At 41.9% G+C, this 24,899-nt stretch carries 10 protein-coding genes, 6 rRNA genes, 1 pseudogene and 2 riboswitches (1 of these 19 cut by a window edge); all 17 genes and pseudogenes read right to left on the bottom strand.

Features of this window, described 5'->3' with window-relative positions:
* Positions 1-1,682, bottom strand: a pseudogene (locus QRE67_RS01660) (efflux RND transporter permease subunit) (it extends 1,293 nt beyond the left edge of the window).
* 893 nt (positions 1,683-2,575) lie between these two features.
* Positions 2,576-2,691 (bottom strand): 5S ribosomal RNA (rrf, locus tag QRE67_RS01655).
* A 49-nt stretch (positions 2,692-2,740) separates the two neighbouring features.
* Positions 2,741-5,662, bottom strand: a 23S ribosomal RNA gene (locus QRE67_RS01650).
* Between the two features lie 142 nt (positions 5,663-5,804).
* A 16S ribosomal RNA gene (locus QRE67_RS01645) occupies positions 5,805-7,356 on the bottom strand.
* Together the 16S, 23S and 5S rRNA genes form the textbook arrangement of a ribosomal RNA operon.
* Before the next feature lie 871 nt (positions 7,357-8,227).
* A complete protein-coding gene (locus QRE67_RS01640; protein ID WP_286123250.1) occupies positions 8,228-9,133 on the bottom strand; it encodes a DMT family transporter in 906 nt (301 codons plus the stop codon).
* Positions 9,134-9,755: 622 nt separating this feature from the next.
* Positions 9,756-9,871, bottom strand: a 5S ribosomal RNA gene (rrf, locus tag QRE67_RS01635).
* A 49-nt stretch (positions 9,872-9,920) separates the two neighbouring features.
* A 23S ribosomal RNA gene (locus QRE67_RS01630) occupies positions 9,921-12,842 on the bottom strand.
* Positions 12,843-12,984: 142 nt separating this feature from the next.
* A 16S ribosomal RNA gene (locus QRE67_RS01625) occupies positions 12,985-14,536 on the bottom strand.
* A gap of 294 nt (positions 14,537-14,830) precedes the next feature.
* The gene (locus tag QRE67_RS01620) at positions 14,831-16,345 is read right to left on the bottom strand and encodes a sensor histidine kinase (protein WP_286123249.1); all 1,515 of its coding nucleotides are present in this window, start codon (positions 16,343-16,345) and stop codon (positions 14,831-14,833) included.
* Positions 16,329-17,030 carry a response regulator transcription factor gene (locus tag QRE67_RS01615; protein ID WP_286123248.1) on the bottom strand — a complete coding sequence of 234 codons (702 nt, stop codon included), beginning with the start codon at positions 17,028-17,030 and terminating at the stop codon, positions 16,329-16,331. Before QRE67_RS01615 ends, QRE67_RS01620 begins: the two co-directional genes overlap by 17 nt.
* Positions 17,031-17,171: 141 nt before the next feature.
* Entirely contained in the window at positions 17,172-18,497 is a 1,326-nt protein-coding gene (locus QRE67_RS01610) for an NCS2 family permease (protein WP_286123247.1), read from the bottom strand.
* 130 nt (positions 18,498-18,627) lie between these two features.
* A riboswitch (purine riboswitch) is annotated at positions 18,628-18,729 on the bottom strand.
* 164 nt (positions 18,730-18,893) lie between these two features.
* On the bottom strand, positions 18,894-20,432 hold the full coding sequence (gene guaA / locus QRE67_RS01605; RefSeq protein ID WP_502874001.1) for a glutamine-hydrolyzing GMP synthase: 1,539 nt from the start codon (positions 20,430-20,432) through the stop codon (positions 18,894-18,896).
* A 160-nt stretch (positions 20,433-20,592) separates the two neighbouring features.
* Positions 20,593-20,694: riboswitch (purine riboswitch) on the bottom strand.
* 325 nt (positions 20,695-21,019) lie between these two features.
* Positions 21,020-22,051: an alpha/beta hydrolase gene (locus QRE67_RS01600; RefSeq protein ID WP_286123245.1), complete on the bottom strand. Its 1,032-nt coding sequence runs from the start codon at positions 22,049-22,051 to the stop codon at positions 21,020-21,022.
* A gap of 137 nt (positions 22,052-22,188) precedes the next feature.
* Complete coding sequence (locus tag QRE67_RS01595) at positions 22,189-22,389, bottom strand: hypothetical protein (protein WP_286123244.1); 201 nt, start codon at positions 22,387-22,389, stop codon at positions 22,189-22,191.
* A 373-nt stretch (positions 22,390-22,762) separates the two neighbouring features.
* On the bottom strand, positions 22,763-23,437 hold the full coding sequence (locus QRE67_RS01590; protein ID WP_286123243.1) for a response regulator transcription factor: 675 nt from the start codon (positions 23,435-23,437) through the stop codon (positions 22,763-22,765).
* 5 nt (positions 23,438-23,442) lie between these two features.
* Positions 23,443-24,618 (bottom strand): sensor histidine kinase, encoded by a 1,176-nt coding sequence (locus tag QRE67_RS01585; protein WP_286123242.1) that lies wholly within the window; start codon positions 24,616-24,618, stop codon positions 23,443-23,445.
* A 4-nt stretch (positions 24,619-24,622) separates the two neighbouring features.
* Entirely contained in the window at positions 24,623-24,856 is a 234-nt protein-coding gene (locus QRE67_RS01580; RefSeq protein ID WP_286123241.1) for a helix-turn-helix domain-containing protein, read from the bottom strand.
* Positions 24,857-24,899 lie beyond the last annotated feature (43 nt).

The following is a 24,899-nucleotide window of genomic DNA, read 5'->3' as shown; positions in this document are numbered from 1 at the left end:
ACTAAGAATACTTTCCATATCCTTCGCCGCACCGTTAGCTTTGTCAAGCGATGTTCCAACAGGTAAGTCTGCCGTTAAACTATATGAAGCCGCCTTCTCTTCTGGCAAAAAGTTTTTCGGAATCATCGGCACAAGCGCTAAAGATGAAGCAAATACGACGAAAGCAAGAAGAAGCGTAATCGTCTTTTTCTGCATCGTCCAGCTAAGCACACGCTGATACGTTCTCTGCAACATCGTTTCTTTCGGCTCCTTATGCTTCAAACGCAATAAGAAAAATTTAGCAAGCAGCGGTACAACCGTTAACGAAACCAGTAGCGAGAACGCAAGTGCGACAATAACTGTAATCCCGAACGGAGCGAAGAACTTCCCAATGATTCCTGGCACAAACGAAAGCGGACCAAATACCGCCATAGTCGTAATTGTCGAAGATGTAACTGCGCCGCCGACTTCCTTAGCAGCCGCAAGCACCATGCTTTCATCACGTTTTTTACTGCTTAACGTTCTGCGGTAAATATTTTCAATTACTACGATGGAATCATCAATTACCCGGCCGACTGCTACCGCAATACCCGCAAGCGTCATCATATTCAAGCTGTATTGTAAACACTTCATTGTAATCATCGCCGCCAAAACAGAAAGTGGAATCGATAGCACCGCCACAATCGTAGCTCTCACATTACGCAAGAATACAAATGTCACGATGACAGCAAACAACGTTCCAAGCAATACTTCCTTGAGCATGCTGTTAACCGATTTTTCCACCTGCTTTGAACTGTCATACAGCTTTGTCAACTTATACCCATCTGGTAGTTGCAAATCAGACAACTTTTGGTTAATTTGCTTTACCACCTCCACCGCATTCGCTCCTGGCTGCGCTTTGACCGATACAAGAACAGCGGGTGTATCTTTTAATCTTGTATATACAGTTTCTGTCTTACTCCCATACTCCACAGTTGCCACATCTGACAGTTTAACGGTTTGCACTCCCCCAGCACCTGGTACTGCCATTTCCATGTTTTTCACGTCAATAAGTGATTTAAGTTTGTAGTCCGCTTGAACATTTAACGTTTTTTCATTTATATTCCCCTGACCTGCTGGAAAAGAAAAGTTGTGAGCTATAAGCGCCTGCTTTACTACATCATAAGTAATGTTTTTTCTTTCATTTTTTCAGCATCAAGTTTAATCGACAATTGCTTTTCCGTTTCGCCGGACACATCCATTTTGCCGATATTTTCAACAGTAGACAAAGTCGGTTTAATCCGCTCGTTCACATATTGTGAAATGTCAGCTTGCTTAGCATTGTCTGAAGAAAGAGCAAAAGTCAGTACTGGCATCTGTGAAGGCCCGTCTTTCATAATGACAGGTTTCCCTGTCCCCTCTGGTAATTTTAGAGACGCAACAGCACTCGTCACATCTTTTTCCGCCTCATCCATTTTCCGGTCCATATCAAATCCCAAAATGGCAACTACCATGTTGCTGTGGGATTCAATATATAAATTATCAAGTTTTTGAACACTAGAAAGCGCGGTTTCTAGCGGTTTTCCTATATCCTCTAATCCTTGATCCGGTGTGGCACCCGTATAAGGGACTTGCACAACCATATATGGAATATCAACGTTTGGCATCTCCTCCATTTCCATCGTTTTAATAGAGTACAATCCCCCAACAACAATAAAAATCATCGCGAGAAAAACAACACCTACATTTTTTAATGAAAAGCGAATCCAAGACCCCATCTTCATTCCCCCTGTTCCCCTGTGCTTTTTTATCAAGAAAAATGATCTTACTTATACGATTTCATACAAGCTGTACTGTACTCTTCTCCCTCCTACATACTCTTCATCCTTTTCTAATTGTAAATTTTATCCTTTCGCTCAACATCAACCGCATGATGGATTCTAAACTCAGACCTAAGACCTATATCCAATCTCACAGCGCTAAGTATATAGAGAATCCGTTCTACATGGTAGCGCAAAAAGTCATGTTCTAAACATGACAAAAAGGACTGTATAGCTCACAGTCCTTTCAATTTCCCATTTATAATTATCATACAATCAAATCGGCTCTTCAAATCAGTTATATATGCCCTCTTCCCCCTCTTTTCTTAATCCCATTACTATTTTTTTACCTTTAAAAGAAACAAATAAGCAATAACGATGATACTCCTGCAAATACTTTCTTTGCATACACGCCTACAAATCTGTGAGATACAGTAGATAAAATAGATAGGATAACTTCGAATCTGAACGGAATAAACCCCAACTTACTAAAATAGCAATACCTATCACGTCAGTATATATTCTATATAAATCCATTTTGATTCCTCGACATATACGCCGCGGCTATGGATAACAAAAGGTGACCTGCACTCGTTTTCTCTCTTTGTTTTCACTATGTCTGGGCAGGAAAAGGATCTGACCGCTTTTATGCATGGCCGGATGCTCTCTCCCACCTAAAAAGAAGGATTTTATGTCGGTTTTTTAATTTGTATTTACATAATATTTCCTTTTCACTTGTTTTTTATATTTTTTTAAAAACACAAAAAAGACGAGTCATTCTGACTCGTCTAAAGGTTGCTTGGCGACGTCCTACTCTCACAGGGACAAGGTCCCAACTACCATCGGCGCTAGAGAGCTTAACTTCCGTGTTCGGTATGGGAACGGGTGTGACCTCTCTGCCATCATCACCAAACTGATGAAGGTATATTCCTTCAAAACTAGATAACATTGCTTCATATTATATGGTTAAGTCCTCGATCTATTAGTATTCGTCAGCTCCACATGTCACCATGCTTCCACCTCGAACCTATCAACCTGATCATCTTTCAGGGATCTTACTAGCTTACGCTATGGGAAATCTCATCTTGAGGGGGGCTTCATGCTTAGATGCTTTCAGCACTTATCCCTTCCGCACATAGCTACCCAGCTATGCCCTTGGCAGAACAACTGGTACACCAGCGGTGCGTCCATCCCGGTCCTCTCGTACTAAGGACAGCTCCTCTCAAATTTCCTGCGCCCACGACGGATAGGGACCGAACTGTCTCACGACGTTCTGAACCCAGCTCGCGTACCGCTTTAATGGGCGAACAGCCCAACCCTTGGGACCGACTACAGCCCCAGGATGCGATGAGCCGACATCGAGGTGCCAAACCTCCCCGTCGATGTGGACTCTTGGGGGAGATAAGCCTGTTATCCCCGGGGTAGCTTTTATCCGTTGAGCGATGGCCCTTCCATGCGGAACCACCGGATCACTAAGCCCGACTTTCGTCCCTGCTCGACTTGTAGGTCTCGCAGTCAAGCTCCCTTATGCCTTTGCACTCTACGAATGATTTCCAACCATTCTGAGGGAACCTTTGGGCGCCTCCGTTACACTTTAGGAGGCGACCGCCCCAGTCAAACTGCCCACCTGACACTGTCTCCCGGGTCGATGAGACCCGTAGGTTAGAATTTCAATACAGTCAGGGCGGTATCCCACCAGCGCCTCCACCGAAGCTAGCGCTCCGGTTTCAATGGCTCCCGCCTATCCTGTACAAACTGTACCAAAATTCAATATCAGGCTACAGTAAAGCTCCACGGGGTCTTTCCGTCCTGTCGCGGGTAACCTGCATCTTCACAGGTACTATAATTTCACCGAGTCTCTGGTTGAGACAGTGCCCAAATCGTTACACCTTTCGTGCGGGTCGGAACTTACCCGACAAGGAATTTCGCTACCTTAGGACCGTTATAGTTACGGCCGCCGTTTACTGGGGCTTCAGTTCAGAGCTTCGCTTGCGCTAACCCCTCTCCTTAACCTTCCAGCACCGGGCAGGTGTCAGCCCCTATACTTCGCCTTACGGCTTCGCAGAGACCTGTGTTTTTGCTAAACAGTCGCTTGGGCCTATTCACTGCGGCTTTCCGTTAAGAAAGCACCCCTTCTCCCGAAGTTACGGGGTCATTTTGCCGAGTTCCTTAACCAGAGTTCTCTCGCACACCTTAGGATTCTCTCCTCGCCTACCTGTGTCGGTTTGCGGTACAGGCACCTTTTATCTCGCTAGAAGCTTTTCTTGGCAGCGGGGAATCAAAGACTTCGCTCCATAAGGAGCTTCCCCATCACAGCTCAGCCTTCACGATAAGCGGATTTGCCTACTTATCAGCCTAACTGCTTGGACGTGCACAACCAATCGCACGCTTCTTCTATCCTTCTGCGTCCCTCCATTGCTCAAACGATAAAGAGGTGGTACAGGAATATCAACCTGTTGTCCATCGCCTACGCCTGTCGGCCTCGGCTTAGGTCCTGACTAACCCTGAGCGGACGAGCCTTCCTCAGGAAACCTTAGGCATTCGGTGGACGGGATTCTCACCCGTCTTTCGCTACTCATACCGGCATTCTCACTTCTAAGCGCTCCACCAGTCCTTACGGTCTGACTTCACTGCCCTTAGAACGCTCCCCTACCACTGATACCATAGGTATCAATCCGCAGCTTCGGTGGTGTATTTAGCCCCGGTACATTTTCGGCGCAGAGTCACTCGACTAGTGAGCTATTACGCACTCTTTAAATGGTGGCTGCTTCTAAGCCAACATCCTAGTTGTCTAAGCAACTCCACATCCTTTTCCACTTAATACACACTTTGGGACCTTAGCTGGCGGTCTGGGCTGTTTCCCTTTTGACTACGGATCTTATCACTCGCAGTCTGACTCCTAAGGATAAGTCATTGGCATTCGGAGTTTGACTGAATTCGGTAATCCGATGAGGACCCCTAGTTCAATCAGTGCTCTACCTCCAAGACTCTTACACTTAAGGCTAGCCCTAAAGCTATTTCGGGGAGAACCAGCTATCTCCAGGTTCGATTGGAATTTCTCCGCTACCCACACCTCATCCCCGCACTTTTCAACGTGCGTGGGTTCGGGCCTCCATTCAGTGTTACCTGAACTTCACCCTGGACATGGGTAGATCACCTGGTTTCGGGTCTACGACCACGTACTAAACGCCCTATTCAGACTCGCTTTCGCTACGGCTCCGCCTCTTCAGCTTAACCTCGCACGGGATCGTAACTCGCCGGTTCATTCTACAAAAGGCACGCCATCACCCATTAACGGGCTCTGACTATTTGTAGGCACACGGTTTCAGGATCTCTTTCACTCCCCTTCCGGGGTGCTTTTCACCTTTCCCTCACGGTACTGGTTCACTATCGATCACTAGGTAGTATTTAGCCTTGGGAGATGGTCCTCCCAGATTCCGACGGAATTTCACGTGTTCCGCCGTACTCAGGATACATTCAAGAGGGAACGAAGTTTCGACTACAGGGTTGTTACCTTCTATGACGAGCCTTTCCAGGCTGCTTCGTCTACCCCGTTCCTTTGTAACTCCGTATAGAATGTCCTACAACCCCAAGAGGCAAGCCTCTTGGTTTGGGCTAGATTCCGTTTCGCTCGCCGCTACTCAGGAAATCGCATTTGCTTTCTCTTCCTCCAGGTACTTAGATGTTTCAGTTCCCTGGGTCTGTCTTCCATACCCTATGTATTCAGGTAAGGATACCATACCATTACGTATAGTGGGTTTCCCCATTCGGAAATCTTCGGATCAAAGCTTACTTACAGCTCCCCGAAGCATATCGGCGTTAGTCCCGTCCTTCATCGACTCCTAGTGTCAAGGCATCCACCGTGCGCCCTTTCTAACTTAACCAAAATTAATTAAAAAAATATGAGCTACACTGTTATCTAGTTTTCAAAGAACATACATTTCGAGAGATTTAGTTCTCTCAAAACTGAACGAAACGAAACAAGTCAACGTATATTGATGAACTGCGTTCATCAATTCTCCATAGAAAGGAGGTGATCCAGCCGCACCTTCCGATACGGCTACCTTGTTACGACTTCACCCCAATCATCTGTCCCACCTTAGGCGGCTGGCTCCATAAAGGTTACCCCACCGACTTCGGGTGTTACAAACTCTCGTGGTGTGACGGGCGGTGTGTACAAGGCCCGGGAACGTATTCACCGCGGCATGCTGATCCGCGATTACTAGCGATTCCAGCTTCATGTAGGCGAGTTGCAGCCTACAATCCGAACTGAGAACGGTTTTATGAGATTAGCTCCACCTCGCGGTCTTGCAGCTCTTTGTACCGTCCATTGTAGCACGTGTGTAGCCCAGGTCATAAGGGGCATGATGATTTGACGTCATCCCCACCTTCCTCCGGTTTGTCACCGGCAGTCACCTTAGAGTGCCCAACTAAATGCTGGCAACTAAGATCAAGGGTTGCGCTCGTTGCGGGACTTAACCCAACATCTCACGACACGAGCTGACGACAACCATGCACCACCTGTCACTTTGCCCCCGAAGGGGAAGCCCTATCTCTAGGGTTTTCAAAGGATGTCAAGACCTGGTAAGGTTCTTCGCGTTGCTTCGAATTAAACCACATGCTCCACCGCTTGTGCGGGCCCCCGTCAATTCCTTTGAGTTTCAGCCTTGCGGCCGTACTCCCCAGGCGGAGTGCTTAATGCGTTAACTTCAGCACTAAAGGGCGGAAACCCTCTAACACTTAGCACTCATCGTTTACGGCGTGGACTACCAGGGTATCTAATCCTGTTTGCTCCCCACGCTTTCGCGCCTCAGTGTCAGTTACAGACCAGAAAGTCGCCTTCGCCACTGGTGTTCCTCCATATCTCTACGCATTTCACCGCTACACATGGAATTCCACTTTCCTCTTCTGCACTCAAGTCTCCCAGTTTCCAATGACCCTCCACGGTTGAGCCGTGGGCTTTCACATCAGACTTAAGAAACCACCTGCGCGCGCTTTACGCCCAATAATTCCGGATAACGCTTGCCACCTACGTATTACCGCGGCTGCTGGCACGTAGTTAGCCGTGGCTTTCTGGTTAGGTACCGTCAAGGTGCCAGCTTATTCAACTAGCACTTGTTCTTCCCTAACAACAGAGTTTTACGACCCGAAAGCCTTCATCACTCACGCGGCGTTGCTCCGTCAGACTTTCGTCCATTGCGGAAGATTCCCTACTGCTGCCTCCCGTAGGAGTCTGGGCCGTGTCTCAGTCCCAGTGTGGCCGATCACCCTCTCAGGTCGGCTACGCATCGTTGCCTTGGTGAGCCGTTACCTCACCAACTAGCTAATGCGACGCAGGTCCATCTACAAGTGACAGCCGAAGCCGCCTTTCAATTTCGCACCATGCAGTGCAAAATGTTATCCGGTATTAGCCCCGGTTTCCCGGAGTTATCCCAGTCTTGTAGGCAGGTTACCCACGTGTTACTCACCCGTCCGCCGCTAACTTCATAAGAGCAAGCTCTTAATCCATTCGCTCGACTTGCATGTATTAGGCACGCCGCCAGCGTTCATCCTGAGCCAGGATCAAACTCTCCAATAAAGTTAGTTTGTCTAGCATCATAAAAATAAAAATTGACGTTGCACGTTGTTTGTTTCGTTCAGTTTTCAAAGAACTTGTTTGTCGCTTATTTGCGACTCCCTTATGTTAACATTTTCATGTTTCAATGTCAACTAAGTTTTTTATTTCGTTTCTTCGCTTTCTGCTCTGTTGCATCAGCGACTCGTATAATATTACACTCCTATCTAATAATAGTCAATACTTTTTTGCTATTATTTATATTCTGCAAAACCAATCATAACAATAAACATTTTCATCACTTAGCTAGTTCACTGATATCATCTTCAATAAATAAGTACACCATAGTCTAATTACCACTTAGTCACTTAATTTCATTCATCTATTTTCCTTTAGATCTTCTTAAAGCACATTCACAGCAACTACACTTCATAGGAAATAGCGATTCAATTCTCCATTATAAATTACGTTCGCAAGATCACATATGCTCAGTTGTCGATATATGATTTTTGCAAGCGAACATTCTTTTCTATACACAAACAAAAATCATCCTTGCCACAAGTTATATATCAAACGTACCTAACCTATTAAGTTAGATCCCAACATAGGTTACACACAGACTCTTTTATTATATAAATCCATTTTGATTTTTCGATATATACCCGCGGCTATGGATAACAACAGGTGACCTGCACTCGTTTTCTCTCTTTGTCTTCACTTCGCATGGGGCAGGAAAAGGATCTGACCGCTTCTATGCATGGCCGGATGCTCTCTCCCACCTAAAAAGAAGAGCTTTATGTTGTTTTTTTTATTTGTATTTAATTACTATTTCATATAAAAAATAAAAAAGACAAATGAATTGTCTTTTTACTTCTAATCCGCATAGCTACCTATTCTATATCTTCTTCAATTTCACTAACACTTTTAACTTTTCACGATCCGCCCATAATACACCGAACAAAACAAGACTTCCTCCTATTATAACTCTCCACGTTAACGATTCCTTTAACAAAAAGATCGAAGTAACGATACTCACTAACGGAAGCGCATTTAAATACAGTCCGCTTATTGATGCAGACACTTCTTTCAGAGCCTTATTCCATAACCAATACGCAAGAATCGTCGCACCAATTACAAGATAAATAAAGCTAAGTCCGTTTTTCCAAGTATCTACTCTAGGTAAACCATAATACGAAACTTCCATAGCAGCAAAAGGTAATAGAATAATTGCCCCAACTAGCAACGTTAATGCTGTAAATACCTCATTCGATAGATTCTTTTCTTGTTTTGGCCGTTTTAATAGTATTGTATAAACAGCAAATAAAAACGTGCTAGCTAATATAAGTAGGTCTCCTATTAAGGAAGCTGTTTGATTATCATGATTAGATGGAATCGTAATACATACCACACCGATAAAACCTAATATAATTCCAATCCAATAGTTTATTTGGATCTTTTCTTTTAGAAAAAGTGCTGAAAAAACAATCGTAACTAATGGTAACGCAGCATCAATGATACTAACATGCAACCCACTGGTTAAAGCTATGCCATACGATGTAAACATAAAATATCCTGCAACACCAGTAAAAGATAGTAAGCTGATTCTTTTCCATGGAATGGCTTTACGTACAATACTTTGACGCAATTCAGTAAAAGAAAAAAATACACATATTCCCCCTGCAAAACATAGACGCAGAAACAGTAATGTAAAGGGATGAATTGACTCTAGCGCCCATTTTGTCGGAGCAATTGCTGTACCCCATAATACAATCGCTGTTAATAACATAAATTTTGCTTTCATAATCCCCTTATCCCACACCCATTCTAAAATATGGCATCTCTTTTTTGTATCATATCATATTTAACAGTACTCCAACATTCATTCCCTCAAGCACGTGCAGGGCATAGCCCAGGTGATAGGGAGGGGATGAATGTTGTTCTTGTATAGCACGAGGTTTCTATTTCCTTTTTATCCCGCATTAACGTGCAGAAATCCCCACCACCTCAAAATTCAGCAAAAAGCAAAGAAGTTAGTTGGGCGATAAACTACCCATAAAAGCCTCAAAGAGATGGTACGCTATTTTTAGTGACGAAAGACAAGATGCACCTTCCTCTATTAACACGAGTTATCGGGATGAATAAAGTTATATCTATATATATCTATTTCGATTTTTCGACATATAGCCGCGGCTATGGATAACAACAGGTGACCTGCACTCGTTTTCTCTCTTTGTTTTCACTATGTCTGGGCAGGAAAAGGATCTGACCGCTTCTATGCATGGCCAGATGCTCTCTACCACCTAAAAAGAAGGGGTTTATGTCGGTTTTTTAATTTGTATTTATATAATATTTCCTTTTCTCTTGTTTTTTATATTTTTTTAAAAACACAAAAAAGACGAGTCATTTTGACTCGTCTAAAGGTTGCTTGGCGACGTCCTACTCTCACAGGGACAAGGTCCCAACTACCATCGGCGCTAGAGAGCTTAACTTCCGTGTTCGGTATGGGAACGGGTGTGACCTCTCTGCCATCATCACCAAACTGATGAAGGTATATTCCTTCAAAACTAGATAACATTGCTTCATATTATATGGTTAAGTCCTCGATCTATTAGTATTCGTCAGCTCCACATGTCACCATGCTTCCACCTCGAACCTATCAACCTGATCATCTTTCAGGGATCTTACTAGCTTACGCTATGGGAAATCTCATCTTGAGGGGGGCTTCATGCTTAGATGCTTTCAGCACTTATCCCTTCCGCACATAGCTACCCAGCTATGCCCTTGGCAGAACAACTGGTACACCAGCGGTGCGTCCATCCCGGTCCTCTCGTACTAAGGACAGCTCCTCTCAAATTTCCTGCGCCCACGACGGATAGGGACCGAACTGTCTCACGACGTTCTGAACCCAGCTCGCGTACCGCTTTAATGGGCGAACAGCCCAACCCTTGGGACCGACTACAGCCCCAGGATGCGATGAGCCGACATCGAGGTGCCAAACCTCCCCGTCGATGTGGACTCTTGGGGGAGATAAGCCTGTTATCCCCGGGGTAGCTTTTATCCGTTGAGCGATGGCCCTTCCATGCGGAACCACCGGATCACTAAGCCCGACTTTCGTCCCTGCTCGACTTGTAGGTCTCGCAGTCAAGCTCCCTTATGCCTTTGCACTCTACGAATGATTTCCAACCATTCTGAGGGAACCTTTGGGCGCCTCCGTTACACTTTAGGAGGCGACCGCCCCAGTCAAACTGCCCACCTGACACTGTCTCCCGGGTCGATGAGACCCGTAGGTTAGAATTTCAATACAGTCAGGGCGGTATCCCACCAGCGCCTCCACCGAAGCTAGCGCTCCGGTTTCAATGGCTCCCGCCTATCCTGTACAAACTGTACCAAAATTCAATATCAGGCTACAGTAAAGCTCCACGGGGTCTTTCCGTCCTGTCGCGGGTAACCTGCATCTTCACAGGTACTATAATTTCACCGAGTCTCTGGTTGAGACAGTGCCCAAATCGTTACACCTTTCGTGCGGGTCGGAACTTACCCGACAAGGAATTTCGCTACCTTAGGACCGTTATAGTTACGGCCGCCGTTTACTGGGGCTTCAGTTCAGAGCTTCGCTTGCGCTAACCCCTCTCCTTAACCTTCCAGCACCGGGCAGGTGTCAGCCCCTATACTTCGCCTTACGGCTTCGCAGAGACCTGTGTTTTTGCTAAACAGTCGCTTGGGCCTATTCACTGCGGCTTTCCGTTAAGAAAGCACCCCTTCTCCCGAAGTTACGGGGTCATTTTGCCGAGTTCCTTAACCAGAGTTCTCTCGCACACCTTAGGATTCTCTCCTCGCCTACCTGTGTCGGTTTGCGGTACAGGCACCTTTTATCTCGCTAGAAGCTTTTCTTGGCAGCGGGGAATCAAAGACTTCGCTCCATAAGGAGCTTCCCCATCACAGCTCAGCCTTCACGATAAGCGGATTTGCCTACTTATCAGCCTAACTGCTTGGACGTGCACAACCAATCGCACGCTTCTTCTATCCTTCTGCGTCCCTCCATTGCTCAAACGATAAAGAGGTGGTACAGGAATATCAACCTGTTGTCCATCGCCTACGCCTGTCGGCCTCGGCTTAGGTCCTGACTAACCCTGAGCGGACGAGCCTTCCTCAGGAAACCTTAGGCATTCGGTGGACGGGATTCTCACCCGTCTTTCGCTACTCATACCGGCATTCTCACTTCTAAGCGCTCCACCAGTCCTTACGGTCTGACTTCACTGCCCTTAGAACGCTCCCCTACCACTGATACCATAGGTATCAATCCGCAGCTTCGGTGGTGTATTTAGCCCCGGTACATTTTCGGCGCAGAGTCACTCGACTAGTGAGCTATTACGCACTCTTTAAATGGTGGCTGCTTCTAAGCCAACATCCTAGTTGTCTAAGCAACTCCACATCCTTTTCCACTTAATACACACTTTGGGACCTTAGCTGGCGGTCTGGGCTGTTTCCCTTTTGACTACGGATCTTATCACTCGCAGTCTGACTCCTAAGGATAAGTCATTGGCATTCGGAGTTTGACTGAATTCGGTAATCCGATGAGGACCCCTAGTTCAATCAGTGCTCTACCTCCAAGACTCTTACACTTAAGGCTAGCCCTAAAGCTATTTCGGGGAGAACCAGCTATCTCCAGGTTCGATTGGAATTTCTCCGCTACCCACACCTCATCCCCGCACTTTTCAACGTGCGTGGGTTCGGGCCTCCATTCAGTGTTACCTGAACTTCACCCTGGACATGGGTAGATCACCTGGTTTCGGGTCTACGACCACGTACTAAACGCCCTATTCAGACTCGCTTTCGCTACGGCTCCGCCTCTTCAGCTTAACCTCGCACGGGATCGTAACTCGCCGGTTCATTCTACAAAAGGCACGCCATCACCCATTAACGGGCTCTGACTATTTGTAGGCACACGGTTTCAGGATCTCTTTCACTCCCCTTCCGGGGTGCTTTTCACCTTTCCCTCACGGTACTGGTTCACTATCGATCACTAGGTAGTATTTAGCCTTGGGAGATGGTCCTCCCAGATTCCGACGGAATTTCACGTGTTCCGCCGTACTCAGGATACATTCAAGAGGGAACGAAGTTTCGACTACAGGGTTGTTACCTTCTATGACGAGCCTTTCCAGGCTGCTTCGTCTACCCCGTTCCTTTGTAACTCCGTATAGAATGTCCTACAACCCCAAGAGGCAAGCCTCTTGGTTTGGGCTAGATTCCGTTTCGCTCGCCGCTACTCAGGAAATCGCATTTGCTTTCTCTTCCTCCAGGTACTTAGATGTTTCAGTTCCCTGGGTCTGTCTTCCATACCCTATGTATTCAGGTAAGGATACCATACCATTACGTATAGTGGGTTTCCCCATTCGGAAATCTTCGGATCAAAGCTTACTTACAGCTCCCCGAAGCATATCGGCGTTAGTCCCGTCCTTCATCGACTCCTAGTGTCAAGGCATCCACCGTGCGCCCTTTCTAACTTAACCAAAATTAATTAAAAAAATATGAGCTACACTGTTATCTAGTTTTCAAAGAACATACATTTCGAGAGATTTAGTTCTCTCAAAACTGAACGAAACGAAACAAGTCAACGTATATTGATGAACTGCGTTCATCAATTCTCCATAGAAAGGAGGTGATCCAGCCGCACCTTCCGATACGGCTACCTTGTTACGACTTCACCCCAATCATCTGTCCCACCTTAGGCGGCTGGCTCCATAAAGGTTACCCCACCGACTTCGGGTGTTACAAACTCTCGTGGTGTGACGGGCGGTGTGTACAAGGCCCGGGAACGTATTCACCGCGGCATGCTGATCCGCGATTACTAGCGATTCCAGCTTCATGTAGGCGAGTTGCAGCCTACAATCCGAACTGAGAACGGTTTTATGAGATTAGCTCCACCTCGCGGTCTTGCAGCTCTTTGTACCGTCCATTGTAGCACGTGTGTAGCCCAGGTCATAAGGGGCATGATGATTTGACGTCATCCCCACCTTCCTCCGGTTTGTCACCGGCAGTCACCTTAGAGTGCCCAACTAAATGCTGGCAACTAAGATCAAGGGTTGCGCTCGTTGCGGGACTTAACCCAACATCTCACGACACGAGCTGACGACAACCATGCACCACCTGTCACTTTGCCCCCGAAGGGGAAGCCCTATCTCTAGGGTTTTCAAAGGATGTCAAGACCTGGTAAGGTTCTTCGCGTTGCTTCGAATTAAACCACATGCTCCACCGCTTGTGCGGGCCCCCGTCAATTCCTTTGAGTTTCAGCCTTGCGGCCGTACTCCCCAGGCGGAGTGCTTAATGCGTTAACTTCAGCACTAAAGGGCGGAAACCCTCTAACACTTAGCACTCATCGTTTACGGCGTGGACTACCAGGGTATCTAATCCTGTTTGCTCCCCACGCTTTCGCGCCTCAGTGTCAGTTACAGACCAGAAAGTCGCCTTCGCCACTGGTGTTCCTCCATATCTCTACGCATTTCACCGCTACACATGGAATTCCACTTTCCTCTTCTGCACTCAAGTCTCCCAGTTTCCAATGACCCTCCACGGTTGAGCCGTGGGCTTTCACATCAGACTTAAGAAACCACCTGCGCGCGCTTTACGCCCAATAATTCCGGATAACGCTTGCCACCTACGTATTACCGCGGCTGCTGGCACGTAGTTAGCCGTGGCTTTCTGGTTAGGTACCGTCAAGGTGCCAGCTTATTCAACTAGCACTTGTTCTTCCCTAACAACAGAGTTTTACGACCCGAAAGCCTTCATCACTCACGCGGCGTTGCTCCGTCAGACTTTCGTCCATTGCGGAAGATTCCCTACTGCTGCCTCCCGTAGGAGTCTGGGCCGTGTCTCAGTCCCAGTGTGGCCGATCACCCTCTCAGGTCGGCTACGCATCGTTGCCTTGGTGAGCCGTTACCTCACCAACTAGCTAATGCGACGCAGGTCCATCTACAAGTGACAGCCGAAGCCGCCTTTCAATTTCGCACCATGCAGTGCAAAATGTTATCCGGTATTAGCCCCGGTTTCCCGGAGTTATCCCAGTCTTGTAGGCAGGTTACCCACGTGTTACTCACCCGTCCGCCGCTAACTTCATAAGAGCAAGCTCTTAATCCATTCGCTCGACTTGCATGTATTAGGCACGCCGCCAGCGTTCATCCTGAGCCAGGATCAAACTCTCCAATAAAGTTAGTTTGTCTAGCATCATAAAAATAAAAATTGACGTTGCACGTTGTTTGTTTCGTTCAGTTTTCAAAGAACTTGTTTGTCGCTCATTTGCGACTCCCTTATGTTAACATTTTCATGTTTCAATGTCAACTAAGTTTTTTATTTCGTTTCTTCGCTTTCTGCTCTGTTGCATCAGCGACTCGTATAATACTACACCTCCCAGTCACAAACGTCAATATGTTTTTCTGAAAAAATATAAAGAAAGACTCACTCTCTATAAGCAAGCCTTTCTTCACTGTGAATTTGCCTCTATTTATTTTTCTTCTATAATTGGTAACGAGACAATAAATTGAACAATCCCATCTTCATATTCTGCTCGAATTTCTCCACCTTGTAACTCAACAATGCTTTTCGCAATCGCAAGACCAAGTCCTGAACCTTCTGTCACTCTACTTCTCGATTGATCCTTTTTATAAAAACGCTCAAATAAATTCTCTAACTCTTCTTTCGTAAACTCTTCACTATGATTTGCAACAGTGATTTGGATATTGCGGCGCTGCCTTTGGAGGAAAACTTTAATCTCCCCATCATCTTGACTATATTTAATAGCATTCATTAATAAGTTTTCAAATACACGAACCATTTTTTCCGAATCAATAGCAGCATACGCACGTTCTTCAGGAAACTTTTTAACAAACACAAGACCATGTTCTTCTGCTTGTGGAACTAATTCTTCTATTAATTGATCAAGAAGTTCATTCATACATACCTCTTGTTTTTCTAATACAATATTTTCATTCGTTAACTTTGTATACTCAAATAAATCTTCTATTAAATTCTTTAACTGCTCGGACTTTACAAAAGCAATCCTCATATACTCATCATGTTGTTCTTTATTTTCATATTTAGAATCACGGAGCAATCGTAAATACCCCATAATAGAAGTAAGCGGTGTACGCAAATCGTGCGATACATTTGTAATGAGCTCATTTTTCTGCTTTTCTAACTTACGTTCCTTTTCAATATTAATCATAAGCTCTTCTGCCATATTATTAATATTCTCCGTCAATGCAGCGATTTCGTCTTCCCCTTTTTTCTCGATACGATACGCTAAATTTCCTTTTTCTATCTCTTTTACCCCTTGAGCCATCGCTTCAATTTGTTTCATCTTTCGTTTTGTTATATAGAAGAAAGAGAAAATAAATACGAGGACACCAATTAAAAATGGAAATGGTCCTTCTACTTTGTAATACACTACCTCTCCTTGAGGAATTCCACTCACAAACATATATAAGTTCTTATCTTCAATTGTAATAGGTGAAAAAGTGATAAATTCTTTTCTTAATCCTTCAATATCATTATTATTATGTGAATAATCGATAGCAAATGATGTCACATTGCGAATTGTATTATGCAAATTAATTTGTTCTTCTTGTGCCTGCTTCGTTTTATACAGAACCTTACCACTTTCATCTGTAATTAATATTTTGAAACCTTCATGCCCTTGTTCTAAGTTTTGATTTTCTGTATCTATCATATTTTGTAAAGCCTCTAACTTATTTTCCGTAACCAGCATTTCTGCTGTACTTTGAGCTTTAGAATTAATTTGCTCCATACCTTCTCTATAATCAATTTGGGCATATCGATTTACATCCTCAAAAACAGGTGCTACTATCTTCGTCGATGCAAAAAGCCCTAATAACGCACAAGCAACAAAAGTAGTAATAAGCTGGATTCTTATACTCCGTCGAACACTCTTTACTATCCTTTTAATCAATCCTCTTATCTTCTTATACATATAGGTAAACGGCTTAAATATCTTTCTCAATCTTATACCCCACTCCCCACACCGTCTTTATATAGCGCGGCTTTCTAGGATTTCCTTCTACCTTCTCACGGATTTTCCGAATATGTACCATGACAGTATTATCAGATTGAAAGGATCTTTCATTCCAAACCTTTTCGTAAATTTGCTCTGCACTAAATACCATACCAGGGTTACGGACGAGCAACTCTAGAATAGAAAACTCTCGTGGTGTTAATTTCACCTCTTCATCCATAACGATCACTTCGTGTGTCGCTACATTCATCTTCATATCTCCAATTTCAATTTCATTTTCGCTTTGGACAACGAATCCATTCATTTTCATATATCGACGCAACTGCGATTTAATACGAGCTATCAGTTCCAACGGGTTAAACGGCTTCGTTATGTAATCATCCGCTCCTGTTGTTAACCCTAAAATTTTATCCATATCTTGCGTTTTAGCAGACAACATAATAATAGGCATCTCTGCTACTTCCCTTACTTTCATACACATATGAATACCATCTACTTTCGGCATCATAATATCTAGTACAACTAAATGCACTTCATTTTTCTCCAATATAGTTAATCCCTCTGCTCCATCCCCTGCTTGCAATACTTCATATCCTTCATTTTTTAAATAGATAGTAATTAAATCCCGTATTTCCTTTTCATCATCTACAACCAATATGGTTTCTCGTCCCACAGTATCTCCCCCACAACTTTAAAATCCCTACTCTCTATTATAAAAAAACTTCTGAAGAAAAACGCTGCGAAATCCTTAAGATTTTCTGAAGACGCAAAAAAGGTCTAGACTCCCCTAGTCTAGACCTTTCAAAACCCCTTTTTATCTTCGAACGTAAATAAAGTAAAGTACGAATAAAACTCCCAGCACGTACATAATTGGATGAATCTCTTTACGACGACCACTTACAAACATTGTAATCGGATAAAAGATAAAGCCAATTGCAATCCCCGTTGCAATACTGTACGTAAGCGGCATTGAAATAATCGTAAAGAATGCCGGTACTGCAATCTCTAATTTCTTCCAATCAATTTCCCCTAGTGATGATACCATCAAAATCCCTACAATAATTAAAGCCGGTGCCGTTACAGCAGGTGTTACGACACTTAATAACGGTGAAAAGAAAAGTGCTAATAAGAAAAATCCTGCCGTTACGACCGCTGTAAAGCCAGAACGTCCCCCCGCTGCTACCCCTGCAGACGATTCAATATAAGACGTTGTCGTAGATGTACCAAGAATCGCACCGATTACAGTTGCAATTGCATCTGCAAATAACGCTTTTCCTGCACGTGGTAATTTATTATTTTTCATTAATCCCGCTTGATTCGCAACCGCTACAAGTGTACCAGCTGTATCAAAGAAATCGATGAAGAAGAACGTTATAATAACAATCCCCATTTGAACAGTGAAAATATCTCCGAAATGGTTTAACGCTACCCCGAACGTTGGTTCTAAGCTCGGAATTGCACCAACAACAGATTTTGGTGTATCAATTAGTCCTGTTACCACACCAAGAATGGCTGTAAGAATCATCCCATAGAAAACTGCACCATTTATTTTTTTAAGCATTAAAATGATCGTAGTCACTACACCGAAAATCGCAAGTAATGTTGTACCCTTTGTTAAATCCCCTAATCCAACAAGGACCGCATCATTCTTTACAATAATTCCAGCATTTTGAAAACCAAGAAAAGCGATAAATAAACCAATACCAGCTGCTACTGCAAATTTCAATTCTACAGGAATGGCATTAATAATTTTTTCACGAATGCCGGAAGCTGTAAGAATAATAAAGATAATACCTGACATTAATGTTCCGGCAATTGCTGTTTGCCACGGAATCCCCATCGTTAACACTGCTGTATAAGCAAAGAATGCGTTAATTCCCATTCCCGGTGCTAATGCGATTGGATACTTTGCAAAAATCCCCATAATGAGTGATCCAATTGCTGCTGCTAAAGCCGTTGCAACAAACACAGCGCCTGGATCCATTCCTGTTCCTGCCGGTAAGCCCTTAACATTTCCTAACGAAAGCGTTGCAGGATTGACAAACAAAATGTATGCCATAGATAAAAAGGTTGTTAGTCCTGCAATGAACTCTGTTTTGTAATTTGTGCCAAGCTCATCGAACTGAAAATAGCGTTTCATTCTATGTTTCCTCCGTTATATGAGTACTCGTCGTATTATTGCTAACTAGCCCCTCTTTTATCAATAAAAATAAAAAAGGCCTCCATTGCATATACATGGAAGCGTCTGTAAACAAAGGCAATTGTCCCTTACCTTTATTAAAACGCCTCGTAGTCAAGCCATTTACGGTAGCTAGGTAGAAACTTTCGGGCCATATCCCCGATATTATACGACGGCTATAATATTCATTTTTCGTATCAATTACATACTCATATTAACTCACACACATAGATATGTCAATCTAAAAACGAACGTTTTTTCATTAAAACCATTTTTCGTTCGTATAAATACAAAAAAAGACGATTCACCTATACATGAAAGCATAGGTGAATCGTCTTCTACATTATAAAACCTTCTTTATTCCCACTCAATTGTTGCAGGTGGCTTACTCGTTACATCATACACGATACGGTTAACGTGTTTTACTTCGTTTACAATACGTACTGAGATTTTCTCTAATACGTCCCAAGGGATACGTGCCCAGTCTGCTGTCATACCATCGATAGATGTTACCGCACGAATACCTACTGTGTAATCATACGTACGCTCATCACCCATAACACCTACACTGCGCATACCAGGAAGTGCAGTGAAGTATTGCCAAATTTCACGCTCTAGGCCTGCCTTTAAGATCTCTTCACGTAAAATCGCATCTGATTCACGAACGATTTCTAATTTTTCTTCTGTAATTTCACCTAACACACGAATACCAAGTCCTGGACCTGGGAACGGTTGGCGCCATACGATATCATCTGAAATTCCAAGTTCAGATCCTAATACACGTACTTCATCTTTAAATAACGTGTTTAATGGTTCGATTAACTTGAATTGCATATCTTCTGGAAGTCCACCAACGTTATGGTGAGATTTAATTGTTTGTGCAGTTGCTGTACCACTTTCAACGATGTCCGTGTACAGTGTACCTTGTGCTAAGAAGTCCATTCCTTTTAACTTGGATGCTTCATCATCAAATACATAGATAAATTCGTTACCGATGATTTTACGTTTTTGTTCTGGATCTTCGACACCTTTTAATTTGTTCATGAAACGCTCTTTTGCATCCACTTTAATAACGTTCATATGGAAGCCTTCGCTAAATGTTTTCATAACACCTTCAGCTTCTCCTTTACGAAGTAAGCCGTGATCAACGAAAATACATGTTAACTGATCGCCGATTGCTTTATGAATTAATACAGCTACAACAGAAGAGTCTACACCGCCACTAAGTGCGCATAATACTTTTTTATCGCCAACTGTCTCACGAATTTTTTCTACTTCTACTTCAATGAAGTTTTCCATATTCCAGCCTTCAGAACAACCACATACACCAAAGACGAAGTTCTTAATTAAATCATTACCATGCTCAGAGTGACGTACCTCTGGATGGAATTGTACACCGTATAAGTTTTGCTCTTTATTACTCATCCCTGCAATCGGACAAGAATCACTTGTTGCGTCTACTACGAAGCCTTCTGGTAAACCTGTTACTAAGTCACCATGGCTCATCCATACAACTTGCTCTTCTGGAAGATTTGCATATAATTTAGATTCATTCTCTACTTTTAGAACTGCTTTTCCGTACTCACGATGGTTTGCACGTTCTACTTTTCCACCAAAATGTTTTGTCATTAACTGCATACCGTAGCAAATACCAAAGATCGGTAAGCCTAACTCAAAGATTTTTTCATCACAGTGGAATGCATTTTCACCATATACACTATTCGGTCCACCAGAGAAAATAATCCCTTTTGGATTCATTGCTTTAATTTCTTCTGCAGTAATTGTATGCGGATGAAGTTCACTGTATACACTGAACTCACGAATGCGACGTGCAATTAACTGATTGTACTGACTCCCAAAATCTAAAACGATAATCGTATCGTGCTGTTTTTTCAAAATAATCACCCCAACGTTAGTTCTGTATATAAATATTTTCACCAATTTGGCAAAAAGCATTACCAATATAATAAAAAAAGCCAGTCCTCTGCCCTCAGTCTCATAACAAAGAAAAGGCAGGGGTCTGGCTTTATAAAGGTACAAATCCGTCCTTTATAAATATAAGACGCACTGCCTTCATAGTCAGGTTGTTTACGGTAACCCGGTAGAGACTCTCAAACCATATCATTGAGGATATATGAAGGATTGCTTTATATTATCTTCCTAGATTCTAACAATGAAGTATCAATACGGTCAAGAGAGAAAGCGACAAAATTCTACAGAAATTATTTCCCTCTTAAAATCGGCCTTCTCTCAATCGTGCTTTTTTCCTTTCTCACTACAAGTTCGGTAAATCATCAGAAACCCTCATTACCGATGACTTCTCAGTAATTTTAATAAAGCCACCCTATAATGGAATAACTAAAACATGATCTCAATCTTAAAATCAATTAATTCTTCTTTCACTAAAGCCTCCGTTAGCTTAAGTACAATTCTTTACAATCTCTCTTTCAAGGTAAGAAAAAAGCTATCCTATTTATTTATTTTTATTTTATAAATGTATCGCACATCCATTTATAAAATTTTTCCTTCTCTTCAAATTGTGGATAATGAGCTGATTGCTCAAAAGCAATAAATTCTTTTTTATTGGCTTCAATCATATCAAAATATTTTTTTGCTGCATTAGATGAAGTATTATAGTCATATTTACCCATGATAAAATAGAACGGTAATTTAAGTTTTGTTACTATAGTAAGTAATGGATTTTTTAAATCTTTCTTTAACAAAATCTTTTGAGAATAGGATAACCCATAGTTATAACGGATTACATCTAATAAGTTATACTCACTACTGAATAACATACCTATGTTATTATCATCGGGGTTATCAATAAGTCTTGAAGTCCCACCATATTTCATAACATAATTTCGTGGAGTATACGTATCGCCATTTTTGATTTTTTCAGTTAACCCTTGTAAATATAAAACATCATCCGTATTGCCAACATTTTGAGCCTGATTAATAACGTAGTTCAAACTGTCAATCTCGCTTTCTACTGTATCACTCATCTGTCCAATACCAATATATGCTTCATATTTTTCAGGAGCTTTATAGGCAGCTTGCATTCCAATATATGTACCATAAGAATGGCCAATTAGTATTACCTTTTCTTTTCCAAGACGTTCTGATATATAATCCGTCATAGCCAATAAGTCCTCCACCAGTAAGTCTGATGAAAGATTAGAATAGTCCTCAAAAAAATGATATGATTTTCCACTTGCTCTTTGGTCGTAATTAACAACCGTAAAATTGGTTTCCAATAAGTCTTGGTATTTATCGGCATACGGTATTTCCGAACTTCCAGGTCCTCCATGTACAAAAATAATAACTGGATTATCCTTATCATTACCACGTATCATAATTTCATGACCACTTCCATTTATCTCTACTTGTTCTAATACACTTATACTGTTATCACCTTTTATATGCGGAGTCCATGTAGGAAAAAAAAGTGCTATGATTAGTAGTATTATAATAATTACTCCGATACATTTTATTAATTTCTTTATATTTTTCATCTAATTCCTTTCTGCTTAATGCAATCCAAATATATGATTGATCAAAACATGCTCTTATTTAATGTGATGGATATTGATTATTTTGGAAATCCTTATCGCACTAAAGCGCCCATTTCTTGAAAAAGAAAATTAGAATATTATTTATTTTTTAATTCCATATGTTCTTCATTTTCTCCCCATTTTACAGTAAGTTTAATTGTTGTATCTTTATTTAATAATGCTCCACCTTCGCTACTACCATTACCTTTTAAAGTATCTTTATTTACGTCTTCTCCAACTTCATCAAAAATAAACACTGCATTATTTACTTCAAGACGGGTACAGTTTGCAAGTTGCAATGGATTTGAGCATGCATTTTTTTACCTCCTTTCTAAATTTCATTTCATATTTCATACTTCTACTCTACAAATGAAAGGTAATATACTGTAGTGCCGGTAAGTCATTAATAAGTCATAACTATTTTTTAAAAAAATGACAAATTATGACCATTGGCTAATATATATACTTCTTCAAAAATAAGTGGCTATTGAAAAGCTATTGATGCCCTCTTTTATAGCGAAAATCTAAAAGACGATCCACCGTGAGATTTTGTGAATGATGGACCTTATGAATTGCCCATGGAGTAAACAAATTCAAAATAACGTTCCAGTTCGTTGCAATTAAAAAAGAGTGTAGACAAAGTCGATTTAACTTTGTCTACACTCTCTTACTTCAATGTTTCTTATCTTCTATAAGACTCTCTTCCATTGCTTTAATAATAGCAGAAGATCTGTTTTTTACATTTAATTTCGAATAAATGGTAGAAATATAATTTTTCACAGTTCCCACTGAAAGAAACATCTTTTCTGAAATGTCTTTATTGGATAATCCTTGAGTTAAACATTTTAAAACTTTTAATTCTTGATTATTTAAATCATATGGATGATTCATAGAGTTATGGTCAAGTTGTTCCGAGTGTTCGTTATTATTTGATTGTATCTGACCAAACACCTCTTTTGCTAATTGTTGAGGAATGAGGGAACCTCCGTGATACACCATTTTAATTCCTTGAACTAAAAATTCAGGATCAACAGCCTTTAATATATAACCCTCTGCACCAGCATTTAAGGCATTCAAAACGTGTGTAACATCTTGAAAAGTAGTAAGTATTATAACTTTTATATTGGGCCAACGTTTTTTAATTTCATCTGTCGCCTTTACACCATCCATCACCGGCATTTGAATATCCATTAAAAGAATATCAAGGTTTTCCCTTTCGCATAAAGCAATTGCCTTTTCTCCATTTTCCGCAGTTCCAACAATCTCAATGTCAGAAATACTTTCAATCACAATTTTTAAGCTTTTTCTTAAAATCTCTTGATCTTCAACTATTGCCGCTTTAATCATTATAATTACACTTCCTTTGCCATAGGTATGTTACACGTTATCCTCATACCATTATTCAATTTAGAATAAAAGTTAACTGTACCCGCTAATGCCGATATTCGATCTTTCATTGAGCGTAAGCCAAACCCTAAATTCAATTCATTACAACCATTTCCATTATCTTCAATAAGAACAATCAATTCTTCTTGTTCAAACGAAATATTTACTTTAATAAAAGTTGCCTGACCATGTCTTTTCGCATTTGTAAGTCCTTCTTGTATACAACGAATAATGGCAAACTTTATCCTTTCACCGACTTTGGTCACTTCCCCTTCGACATTCAGTTTTATATCCGTTGATGTATGTTTCATAAAATCAACAATCAATTCTTTCACCGATTCAACAAGCGTTTGATGATTCGTTGGCGACATCTGGTGAATTGTTTTTCTCACATCGTTCAATCCATTTCGTGCTAAATCTGAAATCTCTTTTATACTTTTTTCTGCTTCTTTTTTATCTGCCTGATATAGAAAAGGAAGGGCATCTAAACTTGTTATGACCGATGTGAAAATATGGCCTACTGTATCATGCAAATCTTGTGAAACTCTATTTCGTTCTTCCTTAATCGTCAGTTCCTCAATCTTTTTTGAGTAATATTCCAAATCCCTGTTTTTTTCCTCAATAGAGGCAATTAACTCTTTATTAGCGTTATTGACAATGGTCTTCCTTCCTAAATATAACCCAATACCATAAAAAATAGTTGTGTCAACAAAGCGTGCAAAGATATCCTTATCAGTGAAGAGATTGCCGGCCCATGTACCAGCTAAAAAAATTGAGATGTATAAGAAAGGTCCTAACCAAATTAACGGCTTAACTTGACAAGCATAAGCAACAGTAAGGATAGGCACGAATAAAAAACTGTAAGTCTCTGATATTTCATATTGACTGGATAAGTAAATAAACAGAGAACCCGTTAACAACACCTCGGCAATTAAATAATATTGGAATTTTATAAGCCCAGGCCGATAAAATAGATGGGGTATTATATAAGAACAACTAGCCCATAAAAGTAAAACCCACTTTTCCGAACCTGTCGTACTAACGAATATCAAGTAGCCATTAGAAGTAATCCATATCGTACGAATGAGAAATAGAAAATAGTCCAACCAATGCCATTTCCTTTGATCCATTACTGCTTTCATACTTTTATACCCCCCCATTTTCGGCGTCTATACCATCGTTCCTAAAACTACTTCGCCATTTTCGAATCATGCCTGGAGAAGATAAATTGAACTGCACTGCAGTTTCTAAAGGAGACAACCCATTCTCGTTCATATAATTAATTATGTTTAGTTTATCTTCAAGGGAGAAACTTGTATAGCTTTTCTTTAAAGCTTCCAGCCCATGATAATGATATTTTCCCACCCAAAAAGTAATCATTTCAGTACTCGTTTTGAGAGATTTAGCAATAGAATTAATACTT

Origin of the sequence: Bacillus sp. DX3.1, from assembly GCF_030292155.1 — a bacterium.
Classification (GTDB): domain Bacteria; phylum Bacillota; class Bacilli; order Bacillales; family Bacillaceae_G; genus Bacillus_A.
Note: the sequence above shows the minus strand (reverse complement) of the source record. Positions and strands in the feature narration are given on the sequence as shown.

Coding starts and splice junctions, on each gene's coding strand:
- QRE67_RS01640 (WP_286123250.1), bottom strand. CDS start 9,133: ATGAAAGCAAAATTTATGTTATTAACAGCGATTGTATTATGGGGTACA.
- QRE67_RS01610 (WP_286123247.1), bottom strand. CDS start 18,497: ATGAAACGCTATTTTCAGTTCGATGAGCTTGGCACAAATTACAAAACA.
- QRE67_RS01600 (WP_286123245.1), bottom strand. CDS start 22,051: ATGAAAAATATAAAGAAATTAATAAAATGTATCGGAGTAATTATTATA.
- QRE67_RS01590 (WP_286123243.1), bottom strand. CDS start 23,437: ATGATTAAAGCGGCAATAGTTGAAGATCAAGAGATTTTAAGAAAAAGC.
- QRE67_RS01585 (WP_286123242.1), bottom strand. CDS start 24,618: ATGAAAGCAGTAATGGATCAAAGGAAATGGCATTGGTTGGACTATTTT.
- QRE67_RS01580 (WP_286123241.1), bottom strand. CDS start 24,856: ATGATTACTTTTTGGGTGGGAAAATATCATTATCATGGGCTGGAAGCT.